17 protein-coding genes and 2 pseudogenes are annotated in these 23,043 nt (G+C 74.2%); 9 read left to right on the plus strand and 10 right to left on the minus strand.

The window, feature by feature from the left end; genetic code table 11:
* Positions 1–106: 106 nt before the first annotated feature.
* From ddaH to AC02VZ_RS21290, 3 genes are all read right to left on the minus strand, one after another.
* Positions 107–883, minus strand: a complete 777-nt coding sequence (gene ddaH / locus AC02VZ_RS21280) for a dimethylargininase (protein WP_432055372.1) — start codon at positions 881–883, stop codon at positions 107–109.
* Positions 884–1,076: 193 nt separating this feature from the next.
* Positions 1,077–3,383, minus strand: coding sequence for an ATP-binding cassette domain-containing protein (locus AC02VZ_RS21285; protein WP_476476133.1), 2,307 nt, complete (start codon positions 3,381–3,383; stop codon positions 1,077–1,079).
* A 10-nt stretch (positions 3,384–3,393) separates the two neighbouring features.
* Positions 3,394–5,019, minus strand: coding sequence for an ABC-F family ATP-binding cassette domain-containing protein (locus tag AC02VZ_RS21290; RefSeq protein WP_476476134.1), 1,626 nt, complete (start codon positions 5,017–5,019; stop codon positions 3,394–3,396).
* A 382-nt stretch (positions 5,020–5,401) separates the two neighbouring features.
* On the opposite strand from AC02VZ_RS21290, the gene AC02VZ_RS21295 reads away from it, so the two are divergent.
* The gene (locus AC02VZ_RS21295) at positions 5,402–6,097 is read left to right on the plus strand and encodes a GOLPH3/VPS74 family protein (RefSeq protein ID WP_432055375.1); all 696 of its coding nucleotides are present in this window, start codon (positions 5,402–5,404) and stop codon (positions 6,095–6,097) included.
* 631 nt (positions 6,098–6,728) lie between these two features.
* Here AC02VZ_RS21295 and ssgD read toward each other — a convergent pair.
* Positions 6,729–7,145 carry a spore wall synthesis regulator SsgD gene (gene ssgD / locus AC02VZ_RS21300; RefSeq protein ID WP_432055376.1) on the minus strand — a complete coding sequence of 139 codons (417 nt, stop codon included), beginning with the start codon at positions 7,143–7,145 and terminating at the stop codon, positions 6,729–6,731.
* A gap of 481 nt (positions 7,146–7,626) precedes the next feature.
* Between ssgD and AC02VZ_RS21305 the strand changes: the two genes are divergently transcribed.
* Entirely contained in the window at positions 7,627–7,950 is a 324-nt protein-coding gene (locus AC02VZ_RS21305; RefSeq protein WP_432055377.1) for a plasmid stabilization protein, read from the plus strand.
* Positions 7,951–8,152: 202 nt separating this feature from the next.
* Complete coding sequence (locus tag AC02VZ_RS21310) at positions 8,153–8,854, plus strand: endonuclease V (RefSeq protein ID WP_476476135.1); 702 nt, start codon at positions 8,153–8,155, stop codon at positions 8,852–8,854.
* A gap of 174 nt (positions 8,855–9,028) precedes the next feature.
* Here AC02VZ_RS21310 and AC02VZ_RS21315 read toward each other — a convergent pair whose 3' ends face one another.
* Positions 9,029–10,207 (minus strand): saccharopine dehydrogenase family protein, encoded by a 1,179-nt coding sequence (locus tag AC02VZ_RS21315; protein ID WP_432055379.1) that lies wholly within the window; start codon positions 10,205–10,207, stop codon positions 9,029–9,031.
* Between the two features lie 110 nt (positions 10,208–10,317).
* Here AC02VZ_RS21315 and AC02VZ_RS21320 point away from each other — a divergent pair.
* The 4 genes and pseudogenes from AC02VZ_RS21320 (at position 10,318) to AC02VZ_RS21335 (ending at position 15,433) form a co-directional block, all read left to right on the plus strand.
* Positions 10,318–10,727, plus strand: a pseudogene (locus AC02VZ_RS21320) (MmcQ/YjbR family DNA-binding protein).
* A gap of 99 nt (positions 10,728–10,826) precedes the next feature.
* Positions 10,827–11,987 carry a CaiB/BaiF CoA transferase family protein gene (locus AC02VZ_RS21325; RefSeq protein WP_432055381.1) on the plus strand — a complete coding sequence of 387 codons (1,161 nt, stop codon included), beginning with the start codon at positions 10,827–10,829 and terminating at the stop codon, positions 11,985–11,987.
* Positions 11,984–13,198 carry an acetyl-CoA C-acetyltransferase gene (locus AC02VZ_RS21330; protein WP_476476136.1) on the plus strand — a complete coding sequence of 405 codons (1,215 nt, stop codon included), beginning with the start codon at positions 11,984–11,986 and terminating at the stop codon, positions 13,196–13,198. Before AC02VZ_RS21325 ends, AC02VZ_RS21330 begins: the two co-directional genes overlap by 4 nt.
* 57 nt (positions 13,199–13,255) lie before the next feature.
* Positions 13,256–15,433 carry a 3-hydroxyacyl-CoA dehydrogenase NAD-binding domain-containing protein gene (locus tag AC02VZ_RS21335; RefSeq protein WP_476476137.1) on the plus strand — a complete coding sequence of 726 codons (2,178 nt, stop codon included), beginning with the start codon at positions 13,256–13,258 and terminating at the stop codon, positions 15,431–15,433.
* Between the two features lie 99 nt (positions 15,434–15,532).
* On the opposite strand, the gene AC02VZ_RS21340 is transcribed toward AC02VZ_RS21335, so the two are convergent.
* Complete coding sequence (locus AC02VZ_RS21340) at positions 15,533–16,273, minus strand: MerR family transcriptional regulator (protein ID WP_476476138.1); 741 nt, start codon at positions 16,271–16,273, stop codon at positions 15,533–15,535.
* Positions 16,274–16,473: 200 nt separating this feature from the next.
* On the opposite strand from AC02VZ_RS21340, the gene AC02VZ_RS21345 reads away from it, so the two are divergent.
* Complete coding sequence (locus AC02VZ_RS21345; RefSeq protein WP_362095801.1) at positions 16,474–18,198, plus strand: BCCT family transporter; 1,725 nt, start codon at positions 16,474–16,476, stop codon at positions 18,196–18,198.
* An 89-nt stretch (positions 18,199–18,287) separates the two neighbouring features.
* Here AC02VZ_RS21345 and AC02VZ_RS21350 read toward each other — a convergent pair whose 3' ends face one another.
* From AC02VZ_RS21350 to AC02VZ_RS21360, 3 genes are all read right to left on the minus strand, one after another.
* The gene (locus AC02VZ_RS21350) at positions 18,288–20,666 is read right to left on the minus strand and encodes a Tex family protein (RefSeq protein ID WP_476476139.1); all 2,379 of its coding nucleotides are present in this window, start codon (positions 20,664–20,666) and stop codon (positions 18,288–18,290) included.
* Between the two features lie 135 nt (positions 20,667–20,801).
* On the minus strand, positions 20,802–20,927 hold the full coding sequence (locus AC02VZ_RS21355; RefSeq protein WP_362095796.1) for an LPFR motif small protein: 126 nt from the start codon (positions 20,925–20,927) through the stop codon (positions 20,802–20,804).
* Between the two features lie 53 nt (positions 20,928–20,980).
* Positions 20,981–21,853, minus strand: coding sequence for an SCO6745 family protein (locus AC02VZ_RS21360; RefSeq protein WP_476476140.1), 873 nt, complete (start codon positions 21,851–21,853; stop codon positions 20,981–20,983).
* 199 nt (positions 21,854–22,052) lie between these two features.
* On the opposite strand from AC02VZ_RS21360, the pseudogene AC02VZ_RS21365 reads away from it, so the two are divergent.
* Positions 22,053–22,154, plus strand: a pseudogene (locus AC02VZ_RS21365) (DJ-1/PfpI family protein); the annotation flags it as partial.
* Between the two features lie 51 nt (positions 22,155–22,205).
* Here AC02VZ_RS21365 and AC02VZ_RS21370 read toward each other — a convergent pair.
* A complete protein-coding gene (locus AC02VZ_RS21370; protein WP_476476141.1) occupies positions 22,206–22,958 on the minus strand; it encodes an enoyl-CoA hydratase/isomerase family protein in 753 nt (250 codons plus the stop codon).
* Positions 22,959–23,043 lie beyond the last annotated feature (85 nt).

Consider the following 23,043-nt stretch of genomic DNA (forward strand, 5'->3'; position numbering starts at 1 on the left):
CCGCGGGCGCCCCTGGTCCCCCGCCCGGGTCCGTCGCCCGAGTCCCCTCGGCCGGGCGGCCCATGCGCGCGTCCCGGCGGGCCGGCCTCCGCGAGGGAGCGGCCCGTCAGGCGTACAACTCCCGCAACCGGACCGACAGGCAGGTCACGCAGCCCTCCAGCTTCTCGAACTCGCCGATGTCCACCAGCACCGGCTCGTACCCGAGGTCCGCGTACAGTTCGGCGGTCTTCGGGGCGCTGGCCGCCATCAGCAGCCGGTCCCCGCCGAGGAGCACGACGTGCGCCCCCGACGGCTCGGGAACGGGCAGGAAGCGGGGGAAGAGGGACGGCACGTCCACGGTCGGCAGGTGGCCGACGACCGTGCCGTCCGGCAGCGCCGTGACCGCCGACTTCAGGTGCAGCACGCTGCTCACCGGCACGGACACCACCCGTGCGCCGAGCGGTTCGAAGGCCGCCCGCAACTGCTGCACCCCGGCCGCGTTGGTCCGCCCGCCCCGGCCGACGTACACCGTGTCGCCGATCTTCAGCACGTCACCGCCGTCCAGGGTGCCCGGCTCCCAGACCCAGTTCACCGAGCAGCCCAGCGCGGCCACGGCCTCCTCGATGCCGGCGGTCTCGGGGCGCCGCGACTCGGCGCCGGGACGGGCGATCAGCGCCACGTTCCGGAACATCACCACGGTGTCCTCCACGAACACCGCGTCCGGGCAGTCGTCGGCCGGGTCCACCTCCACCGTCTCCCAGCCGTGATCGAGCAGCGCCTCGGTGTACGCCTCCCACTGCTCCAGCGCGCGGCCGGCGTCGACCGGCTCCCGTTCGATGTGCGTGACCAGCCCTTCGGCGAGCCGGGGGCCGGGACGGCGGACGAGGGCCTTCTTGCTGGACACGGGCGGGACTCCGAATCGGACGGGGCTGTCGGACCACGGGCCGGGGGGAATCGCGCGGTACACACGGAATCCCCCGGCCGTCGGCGGACCATCATGCAGGGCGAATCGGGACAGGACCACCCCCGGCGGCGATGAGATGTACCACCGGTAACGCGGCGTCCGCGCGGCCTCCCGCCGGCCGGGGACAGGCGGGTCAGCGCCCCCGGACGGCCCGCCGCAGGTGCTCCCCGGTGAACGTGCCGTCGGCGCGCAGGAGTTGCGCGGGCGTGCCCTCGAAGACCACCCGGCCGCCCTCCCGGCCGCCGCCCGGACCGAGGTCCACGACCCAGTCGGCGCGGGCGACGACGTCCAGGTGGTGTTCCACCACCACGACGGTGTTCCCCCGGTCCACCAGCCGGTCCAGCAGGGTGACGAGACCGTCCACGTCCGCCATGTGCAGGCCGGTCGTCGGCTCGTCCAGGACGTAGACCACGCCCGTGCGGTGCAGCCGGGTGGCCAGCTTGATCCGCTGGCGTTCCCCGCCGGACAGCGTGGACAGCGGCTGCCCGAGCGTGAGGTACGTCAGCCCGACGTCCCGCAGGGCGCCGAGGCGCCGTCCCACGGCCGGGTCGTCGAAGAAGCCGAGGGCCTCGTCGGCCGTCATGTCCAGCACGTCGGCCACGGACCGCCCGGCGACGGTGAGCGCGAGGATGTCGTCGCCGAAACGCCGTCCCGCGCAGTCCGGGCAGGTCGTGGTCACCGGGTCCATGAACGCCAGGTCCGTCCGGATCGTCCCCCGGCCCTCGCAGGCCGCGCACGCCCCGGCGGAGTTGAAGCTGAACAGTCCCGGGTCACGGCCGGTCTCCCGGGCGAAGATGCCGCGCACCGTGTCCATGATCCCGAGGTAGGTGGCCGGGGTGGACCGGGCCGAGATGCCGATCGAGGACTGGTCCACCACGACGGCGTCCTCGTGCGCCGCGGTGAACTCGGCGACCAGCGTGCTCTTGCCGGACCCGGCGACCCCGGTCACCGCGGTGAGGACCCCGGCGGGGAACCGTACGCTCAGGGAGCGCAGGTTGTGCCGGCCGGCGTCCCTCACCCACAGCGCGCCCGACGGTTCCCGCACCACGTCCTTGACCGTCGGCCGCCGCCCCAGGTACCGCCCGGTGACGGTGTCCGCGGCGGCCAGGGCGTCCGGGGTCCCCTCGAAGACCACCCGGCCGCCGCCCGCCCCCGCGCCCGGCCCCATGTCGACGACGTGGTCGGCCAGCGCGATCACGTCCGGGTCGTGCTCGACGACCAGCACCGTGTTGCCCCGGTCGCGCAGCCGCAGCAGCAGGTCGCCCAGTCGGTGCACGTCGCGAGGGTGCAGCCCGACGGTGGGCTCGTCGAAGATGTACGTCATCCCGGACAGGCTCGACCCCAGGTGCCGCACCGTCTTCAGCCGCTGGCCCTCGCCCCCGGACAGGGTGGCCGTCTCCCGGTCCAGGCTCAGGTAGCCGAGACCGATCGCCTCGATGCGCTCCAGCGCCGTGACGGCGGCCCGGGCGACCGGTGCGGCGACCGGGTCGTCGATCCCCCGCAGCGCGCCGATCAGGTCGGTGACCTGCATCCGGGCGCAGTCGGCGATCGACAGCCCGCCCACCCGGGTCGCCAGCGCCGCCGCGTTCAGCCGGGCGCCGCCGCAGTCCGGGCAGGTGTCCTCCGTCAGGAACCGCCGCACCGTGTCGCGGGTCCGGGCACTCATCGCGGCCAGGTCCCGCCTCAGGTACAGGCGCTCGAACCGGTCGGCGAGCCCCTCGTACTCGGTGGTCCACGTGCCGCCGGTGCCGTGCACGGTGACCTTGCTGCCCGGCCGTCCGCGCATCAGGAACTCCCGCTCGGCCGCGGTGAAGTCCCGCACCGGCTTGTGCGGGTCCAGGTCGTCGCTGTTGGTGTACGCCTGCCCCTGCCAGGTCCCCGGCGCGAACGGCGGGAAGCGGACCGCGCCGTCCGCGAGCGAGAGGTCCCGGTCGAGGACGCGGTCCCAGTCGGGCGCCACCGTCCGGCCCAGCCCGTCGCAGCGCGGGCACATCCCGGCCGGATCGTTGAACGAGTACGCCGTCGCCGGACCGGCGCTCGGTGTGCCGTGCCGGGAGAACAGCACCCGGATCACGGCGTACACGTCCGTCATGGTCCCCACCGTCGACCGGGAGTGGCCGCCGACCGGCCGCTGGTCGACGACGATCGCGGGCGTCAGGTCCTCCAGGGCGTCCGCGTGCGGCCGCTCGTACTTCGGCAGCCGGTTGCGGACGAACGAGGTGTACGTCTCGTTCAGCTGCCGCTGCGACTCGACCGCGAGGGTGTCGAAGACGACCGACGACTTCCCCGACCCCGAGACGCCGGTGAACACGGTCAGCCGGCCCTTCGGGATCCGGAGGGAGACGTCCTGGAGATTGTTCTCCCTGGCCCCGACGACCGTGAGGAAACCCCCGCAGTGACAGGACCCGGTGGAACGCTCAGGTGTGCTGTTCTGCCTCATGCCGACGACGCTAGGCAGGAAACCCGACAGCTTCCGGCGTGATTTCCCGCAGCTCTCCCTCCTCCATCAGCAACCACCGGGTGATGCCGACCGAGCGCAGGAAGCGCAGGTCGTGACTGGCCACGATCAGTGCCCCCTCGTACGACTCCAGCGCGGTGGTGAGCTGCCGGACGCTCGCCATGTCGAGGTTGTTGGTGGGCTCGTCCAGCATCAGCAGCTGCGGCGCGGGCTCCGCGAGCATCAGGGCGGCGAGGGCGGCACGGAACCGCTCGCCGCCGGACAGCGTGGACGCCGGCTGGTCGGCCCGGCCGCCCCGGAACAAGAAGCGGGCGAGCCGCGCCCGGATCCGGTTGTTGGTCGCCTCCGGGGCGAACCGGGCCACGTTCTGCGCGACCGTCAGCTCCCCGTCGAGGACGTCCAGCCGCTGCGGCAGGAACCGCAGCGGGACGTGGACCGTCGTCTCGCCCGCCACCGGGTCCAGCTCCCCGGCGACCGTGCGCAGCAGCGTCGTCTTGCCCGCCCCGTTGCGCCCGATCAGCGCCACCCGTTCCGGCCCGCGCAGCTGCACCTCGCCCCTCACCCGAGAGCCGTACGCCAGCTCCAGGTCCCGCAGGGTCAGCACGGTGCGCCCCGGTGGGACCGCCGTGTACGGCAGCTCCACCCGGATCTCGTCGTCGTCCCGGACGGCCTCCGCCGCCTCGTCGAGGCGCTCCTTCGCCTCGGCCAGCCGCTCCTCGTGCAGGATCCGGTGCTTGCCCGCCGACTCCTGCGCCGCCCGCTTGCGCGCCCCCATCACGATCTTCGGCTCGCGCTTGGTGTCCCACATCTTCTGCCCGTACCGTTTGCGGCGGGCCAGTTTGACCTGGGCGTCGGCCAGTTCGCGCTTCTGCTTGCGCACGTCCGACTCGGCGACCCGCATCATCCGTTCGGCCGCCTCCTGTTCCACGGCCAGCGCCTCCTGGTAGGCGGTGTGGTTGCCGCCGTACCAGACGATCCGGCCGGACCGCAGATCGGCGATCTGGTCGACCAGTTCGAGCAGTTCGCGGTCGTGGCTGACCACCACCATCACCCCGGACCAGTCCCGCACCGCCCCGTACAGCCGTCTGCGCGCGTACAGGTCCAGGTTGTTCGTCGGCTCGTCCAGCAGCAGCACGTCCGGCCGGCGCAGCAGCAGCGCGGCCAGCCGCAGCAGCACCGACTCGCCGCCGGACACCTCGCCGACGGTCCGGTCCAGGCCGAGGTGCCCCAGGCCCAGCTCGCCGAGGGTCGCCAGGGCGCGTTCCTCCACGTCCCAGTCGTCGCCGACGGTCTCGAAGTGCTCCTCGGCCGTGTCACCGGCCTCGATCGCGTGCAGCGCGGCCCGGCGCGTGGCGACACCGAGGGCCTCGTCGACCCGGAGCGTCGTGTCGAGGGTGACGTTCTGCGGCAGATGGCCCACCTCGCCGACGGTCCGGACGGTGCCGCCCATGGGGGTCAGTTCTCCGGCCAGCAGCTTCAACAGGGTGGACTTGCCGGAGCCGTTGACGCCGACCAGCCCGGTGCGGCCGGCGCCGAAGGCGGCGTCCAGGCCGTCGAAGACCGGGGTGCCGTCGGGCCAGGAGTAGGACAGGGAGGTGACAGTGACAGAAGAAGACATACGGGTCTCCACGGTTGCTCGATGCGGTCGGGGGCACACGCGTATCGAGACACCGCGGGGCGACGACCGGAACCACCGGACACCCGGGAGGAAGGACGGGCCGAGAAGGACAACCCGGTTCCCTGGGGACGGCTCGAACGCCGAGGTCGCACGCAGCGCACACCCGCACGGGGTGTGACGCGGTGTCCCAGAACCTCAGACGAGCAACGTCCCTCTCCCTTCGACGGCAACAGATCCACGTCACACCGTAGGAACGCCCGTGACGGCCGTCAACGCATTTTCCTCCGTCCCGCTGCCCGCTCCCCGCCGTCCGCCGTCCGCCGTCCGCCGTCCGCCGTCCGCCGTCCCGCTCGTCCCCGCCCGTCCGTCCCGAGGAGGCCCCGTGACCAACGGTCCGCTCACGTTGCCGGCCCGGCTGTTCCTGCTGGCCTGGGACACCGACCGGCTCACCGTCGACGAACCGGCCCGCCTGCCGCCCCTGGTCCGGGCCGGCGCCCTCGCGGAGCTGGCCCGGCGCGGACTGCTGGTCGACGACGACGGCATCGTCACGCCCGTCGGCCTGGACGCCCGCACGGGGGACGCCGTGCTCGACGGGCTCCTGGAACTGGTCAGCGAGTCCTGCCCGCACCGCTGGAGGGCCTGGGTGACGCTCCGGGCCCGCCACACCTGCGACGGGGTGCGCGAGCAGCTGGTGGCGGACGGCGTGCTGCGGGCCCGGCGGCGACGGGTGCTGGGGATCTTCCCGTCGGTCGAGTACGCCCTCGCCGGCGTCGCCCGCGCCGCCGCCCTGCAGGAACGGGTCCGGGCCGTGCTCGACGGCCGGGAACCGGCGGGGGACGTCCCGCGCGCGGACGCGGTCGCCGCCCTCCTGGGCGCCGCGGCCGGGCTGCGCACGCTCCGGACCGCCGACGACCGGGCCGCCCGGGAGCGGCGGGTGGACGACCTGCTGGCCGGGCTCACCGGGCCGGCGGCCGCTCAGGAGGGCACCGGGGCGGGCCCGGCCCTCGGTGAGATCGTCCGCGGCCTGCGATCGGCGGCGTCCACGGCCGCCGCTCCTTCCCTCGCATCGGGAGGCTGACAACGGCGCGCACCGGGGAGGTCGGCGCCCGGTGTGCGGTGGGCGGTGGGCGGCCCCGGCGGACGGCGGCTCCCCTTGCCTCCGGGCCGCCGTGCACCGGGGGCGCTGTCCACCGCGACCGGTGTCGGCTGGGGCGGCCGTCCGCCCTTGGCCCCGGGGCCCGCCATCCACCGGGGCGGGCGTTCGCCGAGTCGCAGGGGCGGCCCTCCGCCGACGCTCGCCGGGGGAGTTCACCGCCGGGGCGCCCGCTCCCGCCCACCACCTGCCCACCCGGAACGCCTCCGCTGGGCACCCGGACCGCCACCCGGGCTCACGCTCCCGCCGGGTCCGCCGGGTCCGCCGAGTCCGCCGGGCCTACCCGAACCGCCGGGCCTACCCGAACCGCCGGGCCTACCCGAACCGCCGGGCGCGTCTGACCCGCCGCCGACACCGGCCCTCCGCACCCACCCGGGCGACCCGCGACCGCGTCACAGGTCCGCGCGGCCGGCCGTCCGTCGCCCTCGGCGAACCGCAGCCGGGCGCACCCCGTGCGCAGGGCGGTGCGCACCCGGCCGCGGGACGGCACCCCGCCGCGAGGCTCGCGCCCCGGCCGCCTCCCGCCCGCCCCGGGCCCGGTGCCGCGAGCCGCGCCTCAGCAGGCGTCGCGCATCAGTTCCGCGAGGCCGTGGTCCAGGTCGAGCTGGAGGTGCTCCCGGCCGGCCGGCACGAGTTCGCTCGTGGCCTCCAGGAACCGCCGCACGTCACCCGAGCGCACATGCACCACGGCGGTGCCCTCCGGGGCGTGGAACTCCAGCACCGTGCGGTCGTAGCCGTAGGGCCGCACCCGGACGTCCCCGTGACCCTCCGGGCCCTGGAGCCCCGCGGTGAGGAGCTCGCGGGAGAAGGTCCAGCACACGTCGACGCCCTCCAGCGTGGCGGGCGCCGGGAAGGTCATCCGGACGGCGAACGGGTCGCTGCGGTCGTAGTGCAGCGTGGCGGGGATGTTCGGCATCCGTGGCGCGGCGGCGACGAGTCGGGCCTCGACGGGTTGCTCGATGACGGTGGACAACGCCTTGCTCCCTCGTGACGGCTGGACGGGCTTCCGGGGCGGATCGGGCCGGCTACTGGAAGAGACGACGGAATCAGCCAATCCGTGCACACCCGAACCGAGTGACCTCTGTCACCGCCTTCATGCACCCGAGTGACACGGCTCTCGCCCGCCGGGGCGCGCGCACGCCCGCGCCGGGCGGCCCGTCGGAGGTTTCCCGGGACTGTCCGCCCATCTCGGGGCCCGCCGCCCCCAGCCGACGGACCGGCCGTGACACCGTCGCGGAGCCGGACAGCCGTGACCCGGGCGGAGCGGGGTACCCGAGGCGCGACAGCGAAAGGACCCGATGGATTCGACGGACCCGACGGGACCCGACGGGACCCGACGGGACCTAAAGGGATCCGGAAGGACTCGACGGGACTCGACGGGGCTCGACGGGATGCCAAGGGGCCCGAGGAGACCGGACGGGACTCGGAGCGGGCCCGGAAGGAAGGGAGCGGACATGCCACGCGGTTCCAGCCCCAAGCGGGAGCGCCAGTACGAGCACATCAAGGAGAGCGCGAAGGACCGGGGCGAGAGCACCGGCCGCGCCAAGGAGATCGCCGCGCGGACGGTGAACAAGGAACGCGCCCGCTCCGGCGAGTCGAAGACCGCCAGCCGCACCTCGACCCAGGACATGTCGTCCGGCAAGCGGGGCGGTCAGCGGTCCGGGAAGGGCTCCCAGGGCCCCACCTACGACCAGCTGTACGAGGAGGCCAAGCGGCGCAACGTGGAAGGCCGTTCGAGCATGAACAAGAGCCAGTTGCAGCGGGCCCTCGACAAGTGACCCCTCGGGCCGGCCCCCGACCACCGACCCCTCGGGCCGGCCCCCGACCACCGACCCCTCGGGCCGGCCCCCGACCACCGACCCCTCGGACCGGCCCCCGACCCCTCGGCCGACTCTCGGCAGGTGACCCCGCGGCGGGGGTGCCCGGAGCCCTCCGGGCACCCCCGCCGCGTGCGGGCGACGGTCTAGGCTGACGCCCATCATGACGACCGTTCACCTCCCGCCCGGCTGGCCCGCCACCGAGAACGAGGCGCGCGCGGTCCAGGAGGCGCTGCGCACGCGGGTGGTGCGCGACGAGCCGGGCCCGCCGCCCGGCAGCGGCCGGGTCACCGGGGTGGACGTGGCCTACGACGACGCCCGGGACGTGGTCGCGGCGGCGGCCGTGGTCCTGGACGCCGCGACCCTCGACGTGGTCGCCGAGGCCACGGCCGTCGGCCGGGTCGCCTTCCCCTACGTTCCCGGCCTGTTGGCCTTCCGTGAACTCCCCGCGGTCCTCGCCGCGTTGGACGCCCTGCCCGGTCCGCCCGGCCTGGTGGTGTGCGACGGCTACGGCCTCGCCCACCCCCGCCGCTTCGGTCTCGCCGCCCACCTCGGCGTGCTCACCGGGCTGCCGGCCATCGGCGTCGCGAAGAACCCGTTCACCTTCACCCACGCCGACCCGGCAGCCCCGCGCGGCAGCAGCAGCCCCCTGCTCGACGGTGCCGAGGAGGTGGGCCGAGCCCTGCGCACCCGGGACGGCGTCAAACCGGTCTACGTCTCGGTCGGCCACCGCGTGGACCTGGACAACGCCTGCGCCCACACCCTCGCGCTGACCCCCGCCCACCGCCTCCCGGAGACCACCCGGCGGGCGGACGCGCTGTGCCGCCGGGCGCTGGCACGGGCGCGGGACGCCTCGGGCGCGTAGCGTTCCGGCCGGCGGCGGACCCCGGTGCGCGACCTCGGGCGGGACGATCCGAGGCCACCCTGCTGCCGGGGAGGGGCCGACGCGGGGCGCGGGGGACAACGGCGGTCGCCGCACGGTGGCGTCCGCCGCCGCCCCGTCCGCCCCGTCCGCCACCGCCCCGTCCCGTCCGTCCCGTCAGCGTGTGTCGGCGACGCGGAAGCGGATGCCCGCCGCGGTCAGCCGGTCGATCAGCGCGTCGCCCATCGCCACGGCCGTCGTGACCTGTCCCGACGTGGGCGGCAGGTCGTCCAGGGCCAGGCTGAGCGCGCCCTCGGCGAGCATCTTCGCCGTCTCGTCGTAGCCCGGGTCGCCGCCCGACACCTCGGTGCAGACCCGCCGTCCGCCGCCCTCGCCGACGAAGCGGACGCGGAACCAGCTGCGGGCCCGCTTCTGCTCGCTCGGCCCGTCGCCCGGTGCGAGCCGGGCGGACAGCAGCCGCCGCACCGGCGCCACCTGGGCCGCCGCGGCCAGCGCGCCCACCGCCGCCACCCCGCCCAGCGCGACGGGCAGGTGCCGCACCGCCGCGTAGTGCCGGTAGCGGAAGTCGGGGCCGTAGACGTCGAGGGCCTTGGCCGAACGGCGGACGACCTGTGCGTCGATGGTGGGCAGCGGCAGCGCCCACGCGTCCACCTCCGGGGCGTAGCGGGCCCCGCCCGTGGGGGCGGACACCCGGCGGCCGACCAGCCGGGGCTCGTGGCGCCGCCGGTCCCGGGCCGCCGCCCGCAGCTGCCGGTGCCGGGACATCTGGTGGAGGGCGGAGGCGAAGGTGCCGCCGGAGAAGGCCGCGTCGGCGGTCACGAAGCCGTCCACGGTCAGCGGCACCCCCTGCGGCAGCCTGCGCACGGTGAAGTACGCCCCCAGGTCGTGCGGCACGGAGTCGAAGCCGCAGGCGTGCACCAGCCGGGCCCCGGTCTCCCGGGCCCGCGTGTCGTACCGCACGTACATCAGGTCCACGAACTCGGGCTCGCCGGTCAGGTCGACGTAGTCGGTGCCCAGGTCCGCGCAGGCGGCGACCAGTTCCTCGCCGTACCGGATGTAGGGGCCGACCGTGGTGGCGACCACGTGCGCCTGCTCGGCGAGCGCGCGCAGCGAGGCCGGGTCGGACACGTCGGCCCGCAGCAGTCCCGGACGGGCGGCACCGGGCAGGCCGTCCCGCAGGCGTTCCAGCTTCTCCTCGCTGCGGCCGGCGACGGCCCAGCGCAGCCCGTCCGGGGCGTGGGCGGCGAGGTACTCCGCGGTCAGTCTCCCGACGAAGCCGGTGGCCCCGAAGAGGACGATGTCGTACGGACGGTCGGTCCTGTTCAGCCTGCTCATGACACCCCTTGGTCGTGCAGCACACCCCTTGCTCGTGCAGCCGCGCCGCTGTCGGTGGCCGAGGCTAGCGTGTGGAGGGCGGAAGACGACGACGAGCCCGGAGGAAGCCGATGGCCGTGTCCAGGAACGCCCTGAAGAAGTGGGAAGGTGCGTGCGTACGCCCTGGGGCTGCCGGAAGGCGGCCGAGGAGCACCCATGGGGGCAGAGCGTCGCCAAGGTCGACAAGAAGGTGTTCGTCTTCCTCGGGATGAACGACGGCAGCCACCCCTTCGGCGTGACCGTGAAGCTGACCGACGAGACGGCCCACGCGCACGCCCTGGCCTGTCCCGGTGCCGAGCCGGCCCGCTACGGCCTGGGCCGGTCCGGCTGGGTCCGGGTGCCGCTGGAGCCGGTGGGCGCCCCGTCGGCGGAGGTGCTCTGCGACTGGGTGGAGGAGAGCTACCGCACCATCGCGCCGAAGCGCCTGGCCGCGCTCCTGGACGACGGCCGGGCCGGGCGCGGGGGCGCCGCCCCGGCGTAAAGTGTCTAAGCGCTTGCTCGTCCGGTCTTGTGCCGGGTGGAACGTGTTCTTAACATCACGGGTGTTACATCGGTCGTGTCACGGACTGCTGGGGGCTCGATGACGGAGGCGACGACGCCGGGGCACGGCCCGCTCGCCGGGGTGCGCGTGGTCGAACTGGCCGGCATCGGCCCCGGCCCCTTCGCCGCCATGCTCCTCGCCGACCTGGGGGCCGACGTGGTCCGGGTGGACCGGCCCGGCGGCCCCGGCCTGGGCATCGACCCGGCGTACGACGTCACCAACCGCAACAAGCGCTCCGTGATCGTCGACCTCAAGGCAGCCGACGGTCCCGGCCGGGTGCTCGACCTGGCGGCCCGCGCCGACATCCTCGTCGAGGGCTTCCGCCCCGGGGTCGCCGAACGCCTCGGCATCGGCCCCGCCGACTGCCACGCCCGCAACCCGCGCCTGGTCTACGGCCGGATGACCGGCTGGGGCCAGGACGGCCCCCTCGCCGACCGCGCGGGCCACGACATCGCCTACATCGCCCTCACCGGCACCCTCGGCCTCACCGGCGACCCCGACCGGCCACCGTCCGCCCCCGCCAACCTGCTCGGCGACTACGCGGGCGGCTCCCTCTACCTGGCCCTCGGCGTCCTCGCCGCCCTGCACCACGCGCGGGCCACCGGCACCGGCCAGGTCGTCGACGCCGCCATCGTCGACGGCACCGCGCACCTCTCCTCGATGATCCACGGCATGCTCGCCGCCGGAGCCTGGCAGGACCGGCGCGGCGCCAACCTCCTCGACGGCGGCTGCCCGTACTACGGCACCTACGAGACCGCCGACGGCCGGCACATGGCGGTCGGCGCGCTGGAACCGCGGTTCTACGCCGAGTTCCTGCGCCTCCTCGGCGTCGAGGACGAGCCCGGGACGCGTACCGACCCCACCCGCTGGCCCGCCCTGCGCGAGCGGGTCGCCGCCCGCTTCCTCACACGCACCCGCGAGGAGTGGACGGCCGTCTTCGAGGGCTCCGACGCCTGCGTCGCGCCCGTCCTCTCCCTCACCGAGGCCCCCCGCCACCCGCACCTGGCGGCCCGCGGCACCTTCACCGACAGCGGGGGCCTCACCCAGCCCGCACCCGCGCCGCGGTTCTCCGCCACCCCCACCACCGTCCGCACCGGGCCCGCCCGGCCGGGCGCCGACACCGAGGGCGTGGCCCACGACTGGGACGTCCCCCGACTGCTGCCCCCGCCCTCGAACCCTCAGCGAAAGGCCTCCCCGTGAGCACCGAAGCGTACGTCTACGACGCGATCCGCACCCCGCGCGGACGCGGCAAGGCAAGCGGCGCCCTGCACGGCACCAAGCCCATCGACCTGGTCGTGGGGCTCATCCACGAGATCCGCGACCGCTTCCCGGGCCTGGACCCGGCCGCCGTCGACGACATCGTCCTCGGTGTGGTCAGCCCGGTCGGCGACCAGGGCTCCGACATCGCCCGGACCGCGGCCATCGCCGCCGGACTGCCCGACACGGTCGCCGGCGTGCAGGAGAACCGCTTCTGTGCCTCCGGTCTCGAAGCGGTCAACCTGGCCGCCGCCAAGGTCCGTTCCGGCTGGGAGGACCTCGTCCTCGCGGGCGGCGTCGAGTCGATGTCCCGGGTGCCGATGGCCTCCGACGGCGGCGCCTGGTTCAACGACCCGATGACCAACCTCGCCGTCAACTTCGTCCCGCAGGGCATCGGCGCCGACCTGATCGCCACCATCGAGGGCTTCTCGCGGCGCGACGTCGACGAGTACGCGGCCCTCTCCCAGGAGCGCGCGGCGACCGCCTGGAAGGAGAACCGCTTCGCGCGGTCCGTCGTCCCCGTGAAGGACCGCAGCGGCCTGGTCGTCCTCGACCACGACGAGCACCTGCGCCCCGGCACCACCGCCGACTCCCTCGCGAAGCTCAAGCCGTCCTTCGCGGACATCGGCGCCCTGGGCGGCTTCGACGCGGTCGCGCTGCAGAAGTACCACTGGGTGGAGAAGATCGACCACGTCCACCACGCGGGCAACTCCTCCGGCATCGTCGACGGCGCCGCCCTCGTCGCCATCGGCTCCAAGGAGGCCGGAGAACGGGCCGGCCTCACGCCCCGCGCGCGCATCGTCTCCGCCGCCGTGTCCGGCTCCGAGCCCACCATCATGCTCACCGGGCCCGCGCCCGCCACCCGCAAGGCGCTCGCCAAGGCCGGGCTGACCATCGACGACATCGACCTCGTCGAGATCAACGAGGCGTTCGCCGCGGTCGTGCTGCGCTTCGTGAAGGACATGGGCCTGTCGCTGGACAAGGTCAACGTCAACGGCGGTGCCATCGCACTGGGTCACCCGCTGGGCGCGACCGGCGCGATGATCCTCGGCACCCTCGTCGACGAACTGGAGCGCCGGGACAAGCGCTACGGACTGGCCACCCTGTGCGTCGGCGGCGGCATGGGCATCGCCACTATCGTCGAACGCCTCTGATCCCAGCACGCTCCTGCGCCCGCCCGCGCCCTCCTACGCAGACCCGGAGACCCTCACATGACCCAGAGCACCACCATCCGCTGGGAACAGGACCGCAGCGGTGTCGTCACCCTCGTCCTCGACGACCCCGACCAGTCCGCGAACACCATGAACCAGGCGTTCCGCGACTCCCTCGCCGTGATCACCGACCGCCTGGAGGCCGAGAAGGACTCCATCCGCGGCGTCATCCTCACCTCCGCCAAGAAGACCTTCTTCGCCGGCGGCGACCTGCGCGACCTGATCCGGGTCACCCCCGAGACGGCGCAGGAGATGTTCGACAGCAGCATGGCCATCAAGCGGCAGCTGCGCCGCATCGAGACCCTCGGCAAGCCCGTCGTCGCCGCCCTCAACGGAGCGGCCCTCGGCGGCGGTTACGAAATCGCCCTGGCCTGCCACCACCGCATCGCGCTCGACGCACCCGGCTCCCGGATCGGCTGCCCCGAGGTCACCCTCGGCCTGCTCCCCGGGGGCGGCGGCATCGTCCGCACCGTGCGCATGCTCGGCATCGCCGACGCCCTGCTCAAGGTCCTCCTCCAGGGCACCCAGTACAGCCCCCGGCGCGCCCTGGAGAACGGCCTGGTCGACGATGTCGCCGAGACCGCGGACGAACTCCTCGCCAAGGCCCGCGCCTTCATCGACGCCCACCCCGAGTCCGCCCAGCCCTGGGACCGGCCCGGTCACCGCATCCCCGGCGGCACCCCGTCGAACCCGAAGTTCGCCGCCAACCTGCCCGCGTTCCCCGCCACCCTGCGCAAGCAGACCAACGGCGCCCCCTACCCGGCCCCGCGCAACATCCTCGCCGCGGCCGTCGAGAGCGCCCAGGTCGACTTCGAGACCGCCCAGGTCGTCGAGTCCCGCTACTTCGTCGACCTGGCCGTCGGACAGACCGCGAAGAACATGATCCAGGCGTTCTTCTTCGACCTCCAGGCCGTCAACTCCGGTGCCAACCGCCCGAGCGGCATCGAGGCCCGCCCGGTGCGCCGGGTCGCCGTCCTCGGCGCCGGGATGATGGGCGCCGGCATCGCCTACTCCTGCGCCCGCGCCGGCATCGACGTCGTCCTCAAGGACGTCTCCCCGGAGGCGGCCGTCAAGGGCAAGGGCTACTCCGAGAAGCTCTGCGCCAAGGCCGTCGCCAAGGGCCGCACCAGCCAGGAGAAGGCGGACGCCCTGCTCGCCCGCATCACGCCCACCGCCGAGGCGGCCGACCTGGCCGGCTGCGACGCCGTGATCGAGGCGGTCTTCGAGGACACCGCCCTCAAGCACAAGGTGTTCCAGGAGATCCAGGACGTCGTCGCCCCCGACGCCCTGCTCTGCTCCAACACCTCCACGCTGCCCATCACCGCCCTCGCCGAGGGCGTCGAGCGCCAGGACGACTTCATCGGCCTGCACTTCTTCTCGCCCGTCGACAAGATGCCGCTGGTCGAGATCATCAAGGGCGAGCGCACCGGCGACGAGGCGCTGGCCCGCGCCTTCGACCTGGTCCGGCAGATCCGCAAGACCCCGATCGTGGTCAACGACTCGCGGGGCTTCTTCACCTCCCGCGTCATCGGCCGCTTCATCGACGAGGGCGTCGCCATGGTCGGCGAGGGCATCGAACCCGCCTCCGTCGAGCAGGCCGCCGCCCAGGCCGGCTACCCCGCCAAGGTGCTCTCCCTGATGGACGAGCTGACCCTCACCCTGCCGCGCCGGATCCGCCAGCAAACCCGGCGGGCCGTCGAGGAGGCCGGCGGCACCTGGACCCCGCACCCCGCCGAGACGGTCGTCGACCGCATGGTCGACGAGTTCGGGCGCACCGGGCGCAGCGGCGGCGCCGGGTTCTACGAGTACGGCGAGGACGGCCGGCGCGGTGCGCTGTGGCCGGGCCTGCGCGAGCACTTCACCCGCCCCGGGCACGAGATCCCCTTCCGGGACATGCAGGAACGGATGCTGTTCTCCGAGGCGCTGGACACGGTGCGGCTGCTGGAGGAGGGCGTGCTGACCTCGGTCGCCGACGCCAACATCGGTTCGATCCTGGGCATCGGCTTCCCGGGCTGGACCGGCGGCGTGCTCCAGTACATCAACGGCTACGAGGGCGGCCTGCCCGGCTTCGTGGCCCGCGCCCGGGAGCTCGCCGACCGCTACGGCGAGCGCTTCACCCCGCCGGCGCTGCTGGTGGAGAAGGCCGAGCGCGGCGAGGTGTTCACGGACGCCCGCTGAGCCGGCCCGGACCGCGCCCCCGCCCCCGTACCGACGTGTGCGCCGGTACGGGGGCGGGGCCGTCGGGGCGAGCGGGGCCTAGGGCCCGCCCGGCGGCCGTCAGCCCTCGTCGATCCACTCCCGCAGCTCCTCCCGCAGGGACCGCTGGAACGAGGTCAGCAGGGCCTGCACCACGAGCGGGTGCATGTGGGCGGACAGCGACCGCGCGTCCCGCGTCCCCCGCTCGGCGACCGCGTCCCGCAGCAGCCCCGACAGGGCGCGGGCGGCGGCGCGGGAGTGCTCCACGAGCACGGCGCGGGCCTCCCGGACCGTCTCCTCGGCGAGCGGCACGTCCAGCAGCTCCACGCCGAGCCGCAGCAGGCCGGTGTCCACCCGGAAGGCGTCGCCGTCCGGTTCGGCCACCCCCACCGCCGCCAGGCGCCGCACGTCCTCGTCCGACAGCGCGCGCCCCGCCCGACGTTCCAGCTCCGCCCGGGACACCGTCTCCACCGCGTCCGGCGCCCAGGACGCCACCACCGCCCGCTGCAGCGACAGTTCCCGCGCGCTCAGGTCCGCCGGCAGCCGGCTCAGGTAGCGCTCGATGGCCGCCAGCGTCATGCCCTGGCGCTGCAGCTCCTCGATGAGCGCCAGCCGCGCCAGGTGCTCCCTGCCGTACCGGCCCACCCGGCGCGGCCCGATCGCGGGCGGCGGCAGCAGGCCCCGGGTGCCGTAGAAGCGGACCGTGCGCACGGTGACGCCCGCCCGCGCCGCCAGTTCGTCGACCGTCAGGGCCGGTTCCTCGCTGTCCGGGCCCGGGGCCGCTGCGGCACCCCCGCGGGGCCCCTCGGTGTCGGTCGTCATGGGCAGCAGTATCGCCGTCCCGCGCCCGCGGGGGCACCCGGGGCACCAGGGGCATCCGCGCCGAAGGGGGCCCGAGTGCCGCCCGTGCCCACAGTGAGACCGAAGCGTGCTGTGGAAGAGGTGAATATCGCGTCCGGAGTGGTAGGGGCATGGCGGGAGGGGCATACGCTGCCCCATCGGCTCGATGAAAGGTGCCGCCTGTGACACACGACCAACAGAAGGACAAGGAGACCCCGGCCGGTCCGCTGCTGCCGGGATCGGAAGCGGGACTGCCCGGCAGGGGGCGACCGCGCACCGACCGGGTCGTGTTCGGGGTCACCGCGGTGCTCACCCTGGCGTTCGTCGTCTGGGGCGCGGTGTGGACCGACTCCCTCCAGGACGTCTCCGGCAGCGCGCTGAGCGGGCTGATGCACAACGGCGGCTGGGCCTTCATGCTGGCCGCGTCCGGCTTCGTCGTCTTCGCCCTGTGGCTCGCGGCGAGCCGTTACGGCAGGATCCGCCTCGGTGCGGAGGGCGAGGAACCCGAGTTCCGCACCGTGTCCTGGGTCGCCATGATGTTCAGCGCCGGCATGGGCATCGGCCTGATGTTCTACGGCGTCAGCGAGCCGCTGGCGCACTACGTGGACCCCCCGCCGGGCACCGGCCCCGCCGACTCCGGCCAGCGCATGGAGGTCGCCATGGCGACCACCCTGTTCCACTGGACGCTCCACCCCTGGGCGATCTACGCCGTGGTCGGACTGGCCATCGCCTACAGCACCTTCCGCCGGCGCCGCCGGCAGACCATCAGCGCCGTGTTCACGCCGCTGATCGGGGAGAAGGCGTCGAACGGCGTCGGCGGCCGGGTCATCGACATGCTCGCCATCATCGCCACCATCTTCGGTTCGGCGGCCTCGCTCGGGCTGGGCGCGCTGCAGATCGGCTCCGGTGTGCAGGAACTCGGCTGGATGGAGAAGGTCAGTACGGGACTGCTCGTCAGCATCATCGCCGTGCTGACCGCCGCGTTCGTCGCGTCCGCGGTCTCCGGTGTCGAGAAGGGCATCCAGTGGCTGTCCAACACCAACATGGTGCTGGCCCTGGTGCTCGCCCTGTTCGTGTTCGCCGCCGGGCCCACGATCATCGTGCTCGACCTGATCCCCACCTCCGTCTTCTCCTACCTGGGCGAGCTGCCCCAGCTGGCCGGCCGCACCGAGGCCGCCGGCGGGGACGGCGTCGCGGACTGGCTGGGCAGCTGGACCGTCTTCTACTGGGCGTGGTGGATCTCCTGGACGCCCTTCGTGGGCATGTTCATCGCCCGCATCAGCCGGGGCCGGACGATCCGTCAGTTCGTCGGCGGCGTCATCCTGGTGCCCAGCACCGTCAGCCTGATCTGGTTCGCGGTCTTCGGCGGCTCGGCGATGAAGCTGCAGGAGCAGGGCCGGCTCGCGGACGAATCGACGCCCGAGGGCCAGCTGTTCGCGGTGCTCAACGAGTTCCCGATCGCCACCGCCGCCAGCCTGCTGGTGATGATCCTCGTCGGCATCTTCTTCGTGTCGGGCGCCGACGCCGCCTCGGTGGTCATGGGCACCCTCTCGCAGCGCGGCTCCCTCGAACCGAGCCGCCTGGTCGTGGTGTTCTGGGGCGTGGCCACCGGTGCGGTCGCCGCGATCATGCTGCTCGTGGGCAGCGGTCAGGGCGACGCGCTGACCGGTCTGCAGAACCTCACCATCCTCGCGGCGGCACCGTTCGTGGTCGTCATGATCTTCATGTGCGTGGCCCTCATGCGCGACCTGCGCCGCGACCCGCTCATCGTGCGCGGCGAGATGGGCTCCGAGGCGGTCGACCTGGCCGTCATCGAGGGGCACCGGAAGTACGACGGCGAGTTCGAACTCCGCATCGGTCCCGGCCGTGGCACCGACGTGGAGGGCGACCCCATCGGCAAGCACTGACGGCGCACACCGAGGCCCCGGGGGGACGGCGCGCTGGCGCCGTCCCCCCGGGGCCGTCCTGTCTCCTCCGCCCCGCCGGGCGGGGTCCGTCAGCGGCGGCCCTGCTTCGGGTCCACCAGACCCGCGCGGCGCAGGGCGTCGGCCATCGCGCTGTTCGCGGGCGGCGCCGCCTGACGTCCCCCGCCCCCGCCCCCGGCACCGCGGCGGCCCTGGCGCTGCTGCGGCGAGCGCCCGCCGCGCTGCCGTCGCTCGCCGTCGCCCTGCCGCTCCTGCCGGCCCTGCGGCGCCGCCTCGTCGTCCAGGCGCAGCGTCAGCGAGATCCGCTTGCGCGGGATGTCCACGTCGAGGACCTTCACCTTGACGATGTCGCCCGGCTTCACCACGTCCCGCGGGTCCTTGACGAACGTCTTCGACATCGCGGAGACGTGCACCAGGCCGTCCTGGTGGACCCCGACGTCCACGAAGGCGCCGAAGGCGGCCACGTTGGTCACCACGCCCTCCAGGACCATGCCGGAGGACAGGTCGGAGATCTTCTCCACGCCCTCCTTGAACGCCGCCGTCCGGAACGCCGGACGCGGGTCGCGCCCCGGCTTCTCCAGCTCCTTCAGGATGTCGCCGACGGTCGGCAGACCGAACGTCTCGTCCACGAAGTCCTCGGCGCGCAGCGAGCGCAGCACCGCCGTGTTGCCGACGAGCGAGCCGACCTCCTGGCCGGTCGCCCGCACCATGCGCCGCACCACCGGGTAGGCCTCCGGGTGCACGCTGGAGGCGTCCAGCGGGTCCTCGCCGTCACGGATCCGCAGGAAGCCCGCGCACTGCTCGTACGCCTTCGGGCCCAGCCGCGGCACCTTCTTCAGCTCGGCGCGGGAACGGAACGGGCCGTTGCCGTCCCGGTGGGCGACGATGTTCTCGGCGAGCCCGGACGTGATGCCCGAGACCCGGGCGAGCAGCGGGGCCGACGCCGTGTTGACGTCCACGCCCACGCCGTTCACGCAGTCCTCCACCACCGCGTCCAGCGAGCGCGACAGCTTCACCTCGGACAGATCGTGCTGGTACTGGCCGACGCCGATCGACTTCGGGTCGATCTTCACCAGCTCGGCCAGCGGGTCCTGCAGCCGCCGGGCGATCGACACCGCGCCGCGCAGGGACACGTCCATGTCCGGCAGTTCCTGGGAGGCGAAGGCGGAGGCCGAGTACACCGAGGCGCCGGCCTCCGACACCATCACCTTGGTCAGCTTCAACTCGGGGTGCTTGGCGATGAGTTCACCGGCCAGCTTGTCGGTCTCCCGGGATGCGGTGCCGTTGCCGATCGCGATCAGCTCGACCGCGTGCTCCTTCGCGAGCCGCGCCAGCCGGGCGATCGCCTCGTCCCACCGGTTCGCCGGGACGTGCGGATGGATCACGTCGGTGGCGACGACCTTGCCGGTCGCGTCGACCACGGCGACCTTCACGCCCGTACGGAAGCCCGGGTCCAGGCCGAGCGTGGCGCGGGTGCCCGCCGGGGCGGCCAGCAGCAGGTCGCGCAGGTTGGCCGCGAAGACCCGGACCGCCTCGTCCTCGGCGGCGGTGCGCAGCCTGAGCCGGATGTCGATGCCGAGGTGGACCAGGATGCGGGTGCGCCAGGCCCAGCGGACCGTGTCCAGCAGCCACGTGTCGCCCGGGCGCCCCCGGTCGGCGATGCCGAACCGGTGGGCCACGACGCCCTCGTAGGAGGACGGGCCGTCCGTGGGCTCCTCCGGCTCCAGGACGAGGTCCAGGACCTCCTCCTTCTCGCCGCGCAGCATCGCCAGGATCCGGTGCGAGGGCAGGTCGGTGAACGGCTCGGCGAAGTCGAAGTAGTCGGCGAACTTGGCGCCCGCCTCCTCCTTGCCCTCCCGCACCCGGGCGGCCAGCCGCCCGCGCACCCACATGCGTTCGCGCAGTTCGCCGATCAGGTCGGCGTCCTCCGAGAACCGCTCGGTGAGGATCGCCCGCGCCCCGTCCAGGGCGGCCTGCGGGTCCGCGACGCCCTTGCCAGCGTCGACGAACGCGGCGGCCGCGGCGAGCGGTTCGACGCCCGGGTCGCCGAGCAGCCCCTCCGCCAGCGGCTCCAGCCCCGCCTCCCGGGCGATCTGGGCCTTGGTGCGCCGCTTGGGCTTGTACGGCAGATAGACGTCCTCCAGGCGCGCCTTCGTCTCGGCGCCCCGGATGCGGGCCTCCAGCTCCTCGGTCAACTTGCCCTGTTCGCGCACCGACTCCAGGATCGCCGTGCGCCGGTCCTCCAGCTCCCTCAGATAGCGCAACCGCTCCTCGACGGCGCGCAGCTGCGCGTCGTCGAGCATCTCGGTGGCCTCCTTGCGGTAGCGGGCGATGAAGGGCACCGTCGAACCGCCGTCGAGCAGCTCCACCGCTGCTCTGACCTGCCGCTCCCGTACGCCGAGCTCCTCGGCGATCCTGCCTTCGATGGACCCTGTGGGGGGTGTCGTCACGATCCCGTACCGCCTTATCCGTTCCGGCTTGCGCGGCAATTCTGACAGGCCGCACGGACAGTCGCGGGACCAGGGAGCCCCGAGTCCCCGGGCGGCGCGGAGCGGCGGTGCCGCCCCGCGTCCGGGGACCCGGGCTCAGGCGCGCCGGGTGCTGCTCGACGCGCCGCCGAAGAGGCGGGCGACGGCACGGAACGGCAGGGTCACGACCGTGGCGATGGCACCGCCGATCTGCCGCAGGACATCTGCGATGGCTCGGAACACTGGATTCCCCTTTCGTCCTCCCGACGGGCGTGCCGGGAGACCTGCGGGTACCCTCAGCCCCTGCCGACCATGCCCGCCGGGAACGCGCCGGCCGCCAGCGCCCGGCCGGCCAGGTCCGACGCCAGCTCGGTGAGGCGTGCGACGCCCGCCGCTCCCAGGTGCTCGTACGGCGCCCGGTCCAGCCGGTCCGTCTCGGCCTCCAGCTCCCGGCGCAGCGCCACCCCGGCGTCCGTCAGGTTCCCCTCGCCGTCCAGCAGCCCCCGCGCCCGCAGCCGCTCCACCGCCGCGTCCCAGTCCGCGCGCTCCCAGCCACGGGTGCCGAGCGCCCACTGCGGTGCCATGCCCTTGCCCGTCGCCGTGTGACTGACCAGGGCCTCCAACGGGTCCAGCTCCGCGGCGAGCAGGGCGGCGAGGTGACCGTCCCCGCGGTGCTCGCGCAGCAGGGTCGCCGCGTGCCAGAGCGCCAGATGCGGCTCCTCGGGCACCGGCAGCCCGGCGTGCGCCGCGTACAGCGGGCGCGCGACGGGGCTGCACGCCTCGGCGGCGCGCAGCGCCAGCTCCGCCGCCTCGGCCACCTCCCCGGCCCCGGCCACCTCCTCGCCCAGCAACCGCCGCAGCGTCGCGTCCACCGCCCGCGTGCGCGCCGCGAGGACCACGGGCGGCGCGGCGGTGTCCCAGACGGCCGGGACGTGCCGGGCGACCAGTTCGGGCCGGAAATTGAAGAAGGCGGCCGTCACCACCGGCGCCGCCACCGGCCCCATGGCCGCCGCGCGCACCGCGAAGTAGGCCGCCCGCGGATCACCGACCCCCACGGCGGCCAGCTCCCGCTCCAGGTCGGGGGAGAAGTAGTGCGTCGAGTGCAGGACGTTGAGCAGGTTGTGGCAGCGCCGGCCGGCGCGCTCGGGCAGGGGTGAGGTCGTCGTCATGCCCGCACGTTACCGACTGGTCGGTACGCTCGTCCTCCCCGGTACCGGGGATGGCAGGAAAGGTGGGCTGCTCGTCCTTGCGGCCCTCACCGGCGACCCCGAAGAATCGACGGCATGCGAACCGTCCTGGTCGTCCTCTTCGACGAGGTCCAGAGCCTCGACGTCACCGGCCCGCTCGAGGTCTTCACCGGCGCCGGTGGAGTACGACCCGCGGCCGCCGTACGACGCCGGGTCTCCCGAGAAGGCCCCCGTGCCCCTCGTCGAGCGCCTGCGTGCCCGGAGCCGCTTCCTGCTCCGGTGAGGCGGGGGCCGCGCGGACCCTGTGGGACGGGCCGGAGGACGGGGCCCCGCCTCAATCGGCCGACGCCGCCCAGGTGAAGCGCGGTGGGCGGCGCTCCAGGAACGCGGCCACGCCCTCCGCGGTGTCCCCGCTCCCGAGGGCCTGCGCCTCCCAGTGCGCGTCCCGGTCGGTGCGGCCGTCCGCGAACTCCTTCGCCGCGGCCTGCGTCAACTGCGAACGGGAGGTCAGGATCCCGGCGAACTCCGCCACGCGCCGGTCCAGTTCGTCCGGCGGCACCACCTCGTCGGCCAGACCGGTGCGCAGCGCCCGCCCGGCGTCGATCAACTCGCCCGAGAACAGGAGGTACTTGGCGGTGGCCGGGCCCACCAGCGACACCAGCCGCCGGGTGGAGGACGCCGGGTACACGATGCCCAGCTTCGCCGGTGTCACCCCGAACGCGGCCCCCTCCTCGGCGAACCGCAGGTCACAGGCGGCCGCCAGCTGGCAGCCCCCGCCCACGCAGTGGCCCCGCACTGCGGCCAGCGTCGGCTTGGGGAAGGCGGCGAGGGCCTCCTCGGCCTCCACGGCGAGCCGCTGCGCCTCACGCGGCGACCCCTGGAGCGAGGAGATGTCCGCCCCGGCGCAGAACGTACCGCCCGCCCCGGTGAGCACCAGGACCCGCACGGCGGGGTCGTCGGCCAGCGAGCGCAGCAGCGGCGGCAGGGCGGCCCACATGTCCGCCGTCATGGCGTTGCGCTTGGCCGGGTTGCTGATGACGACCGTGGCGACCGCGTCGGTGACGCCGTGCAGTAGCTGCTGTTCCATGCGCCGGATGCTAACCGCCGCGGTCCACCGCCGCGGACGGCGCCCCTGGTGGGCGGCCCGGCCCGACCGGAGTACGGGGGTGTTA

Source organism: Streptomyces sp. 3-6 (assembly GCF_056323165.1).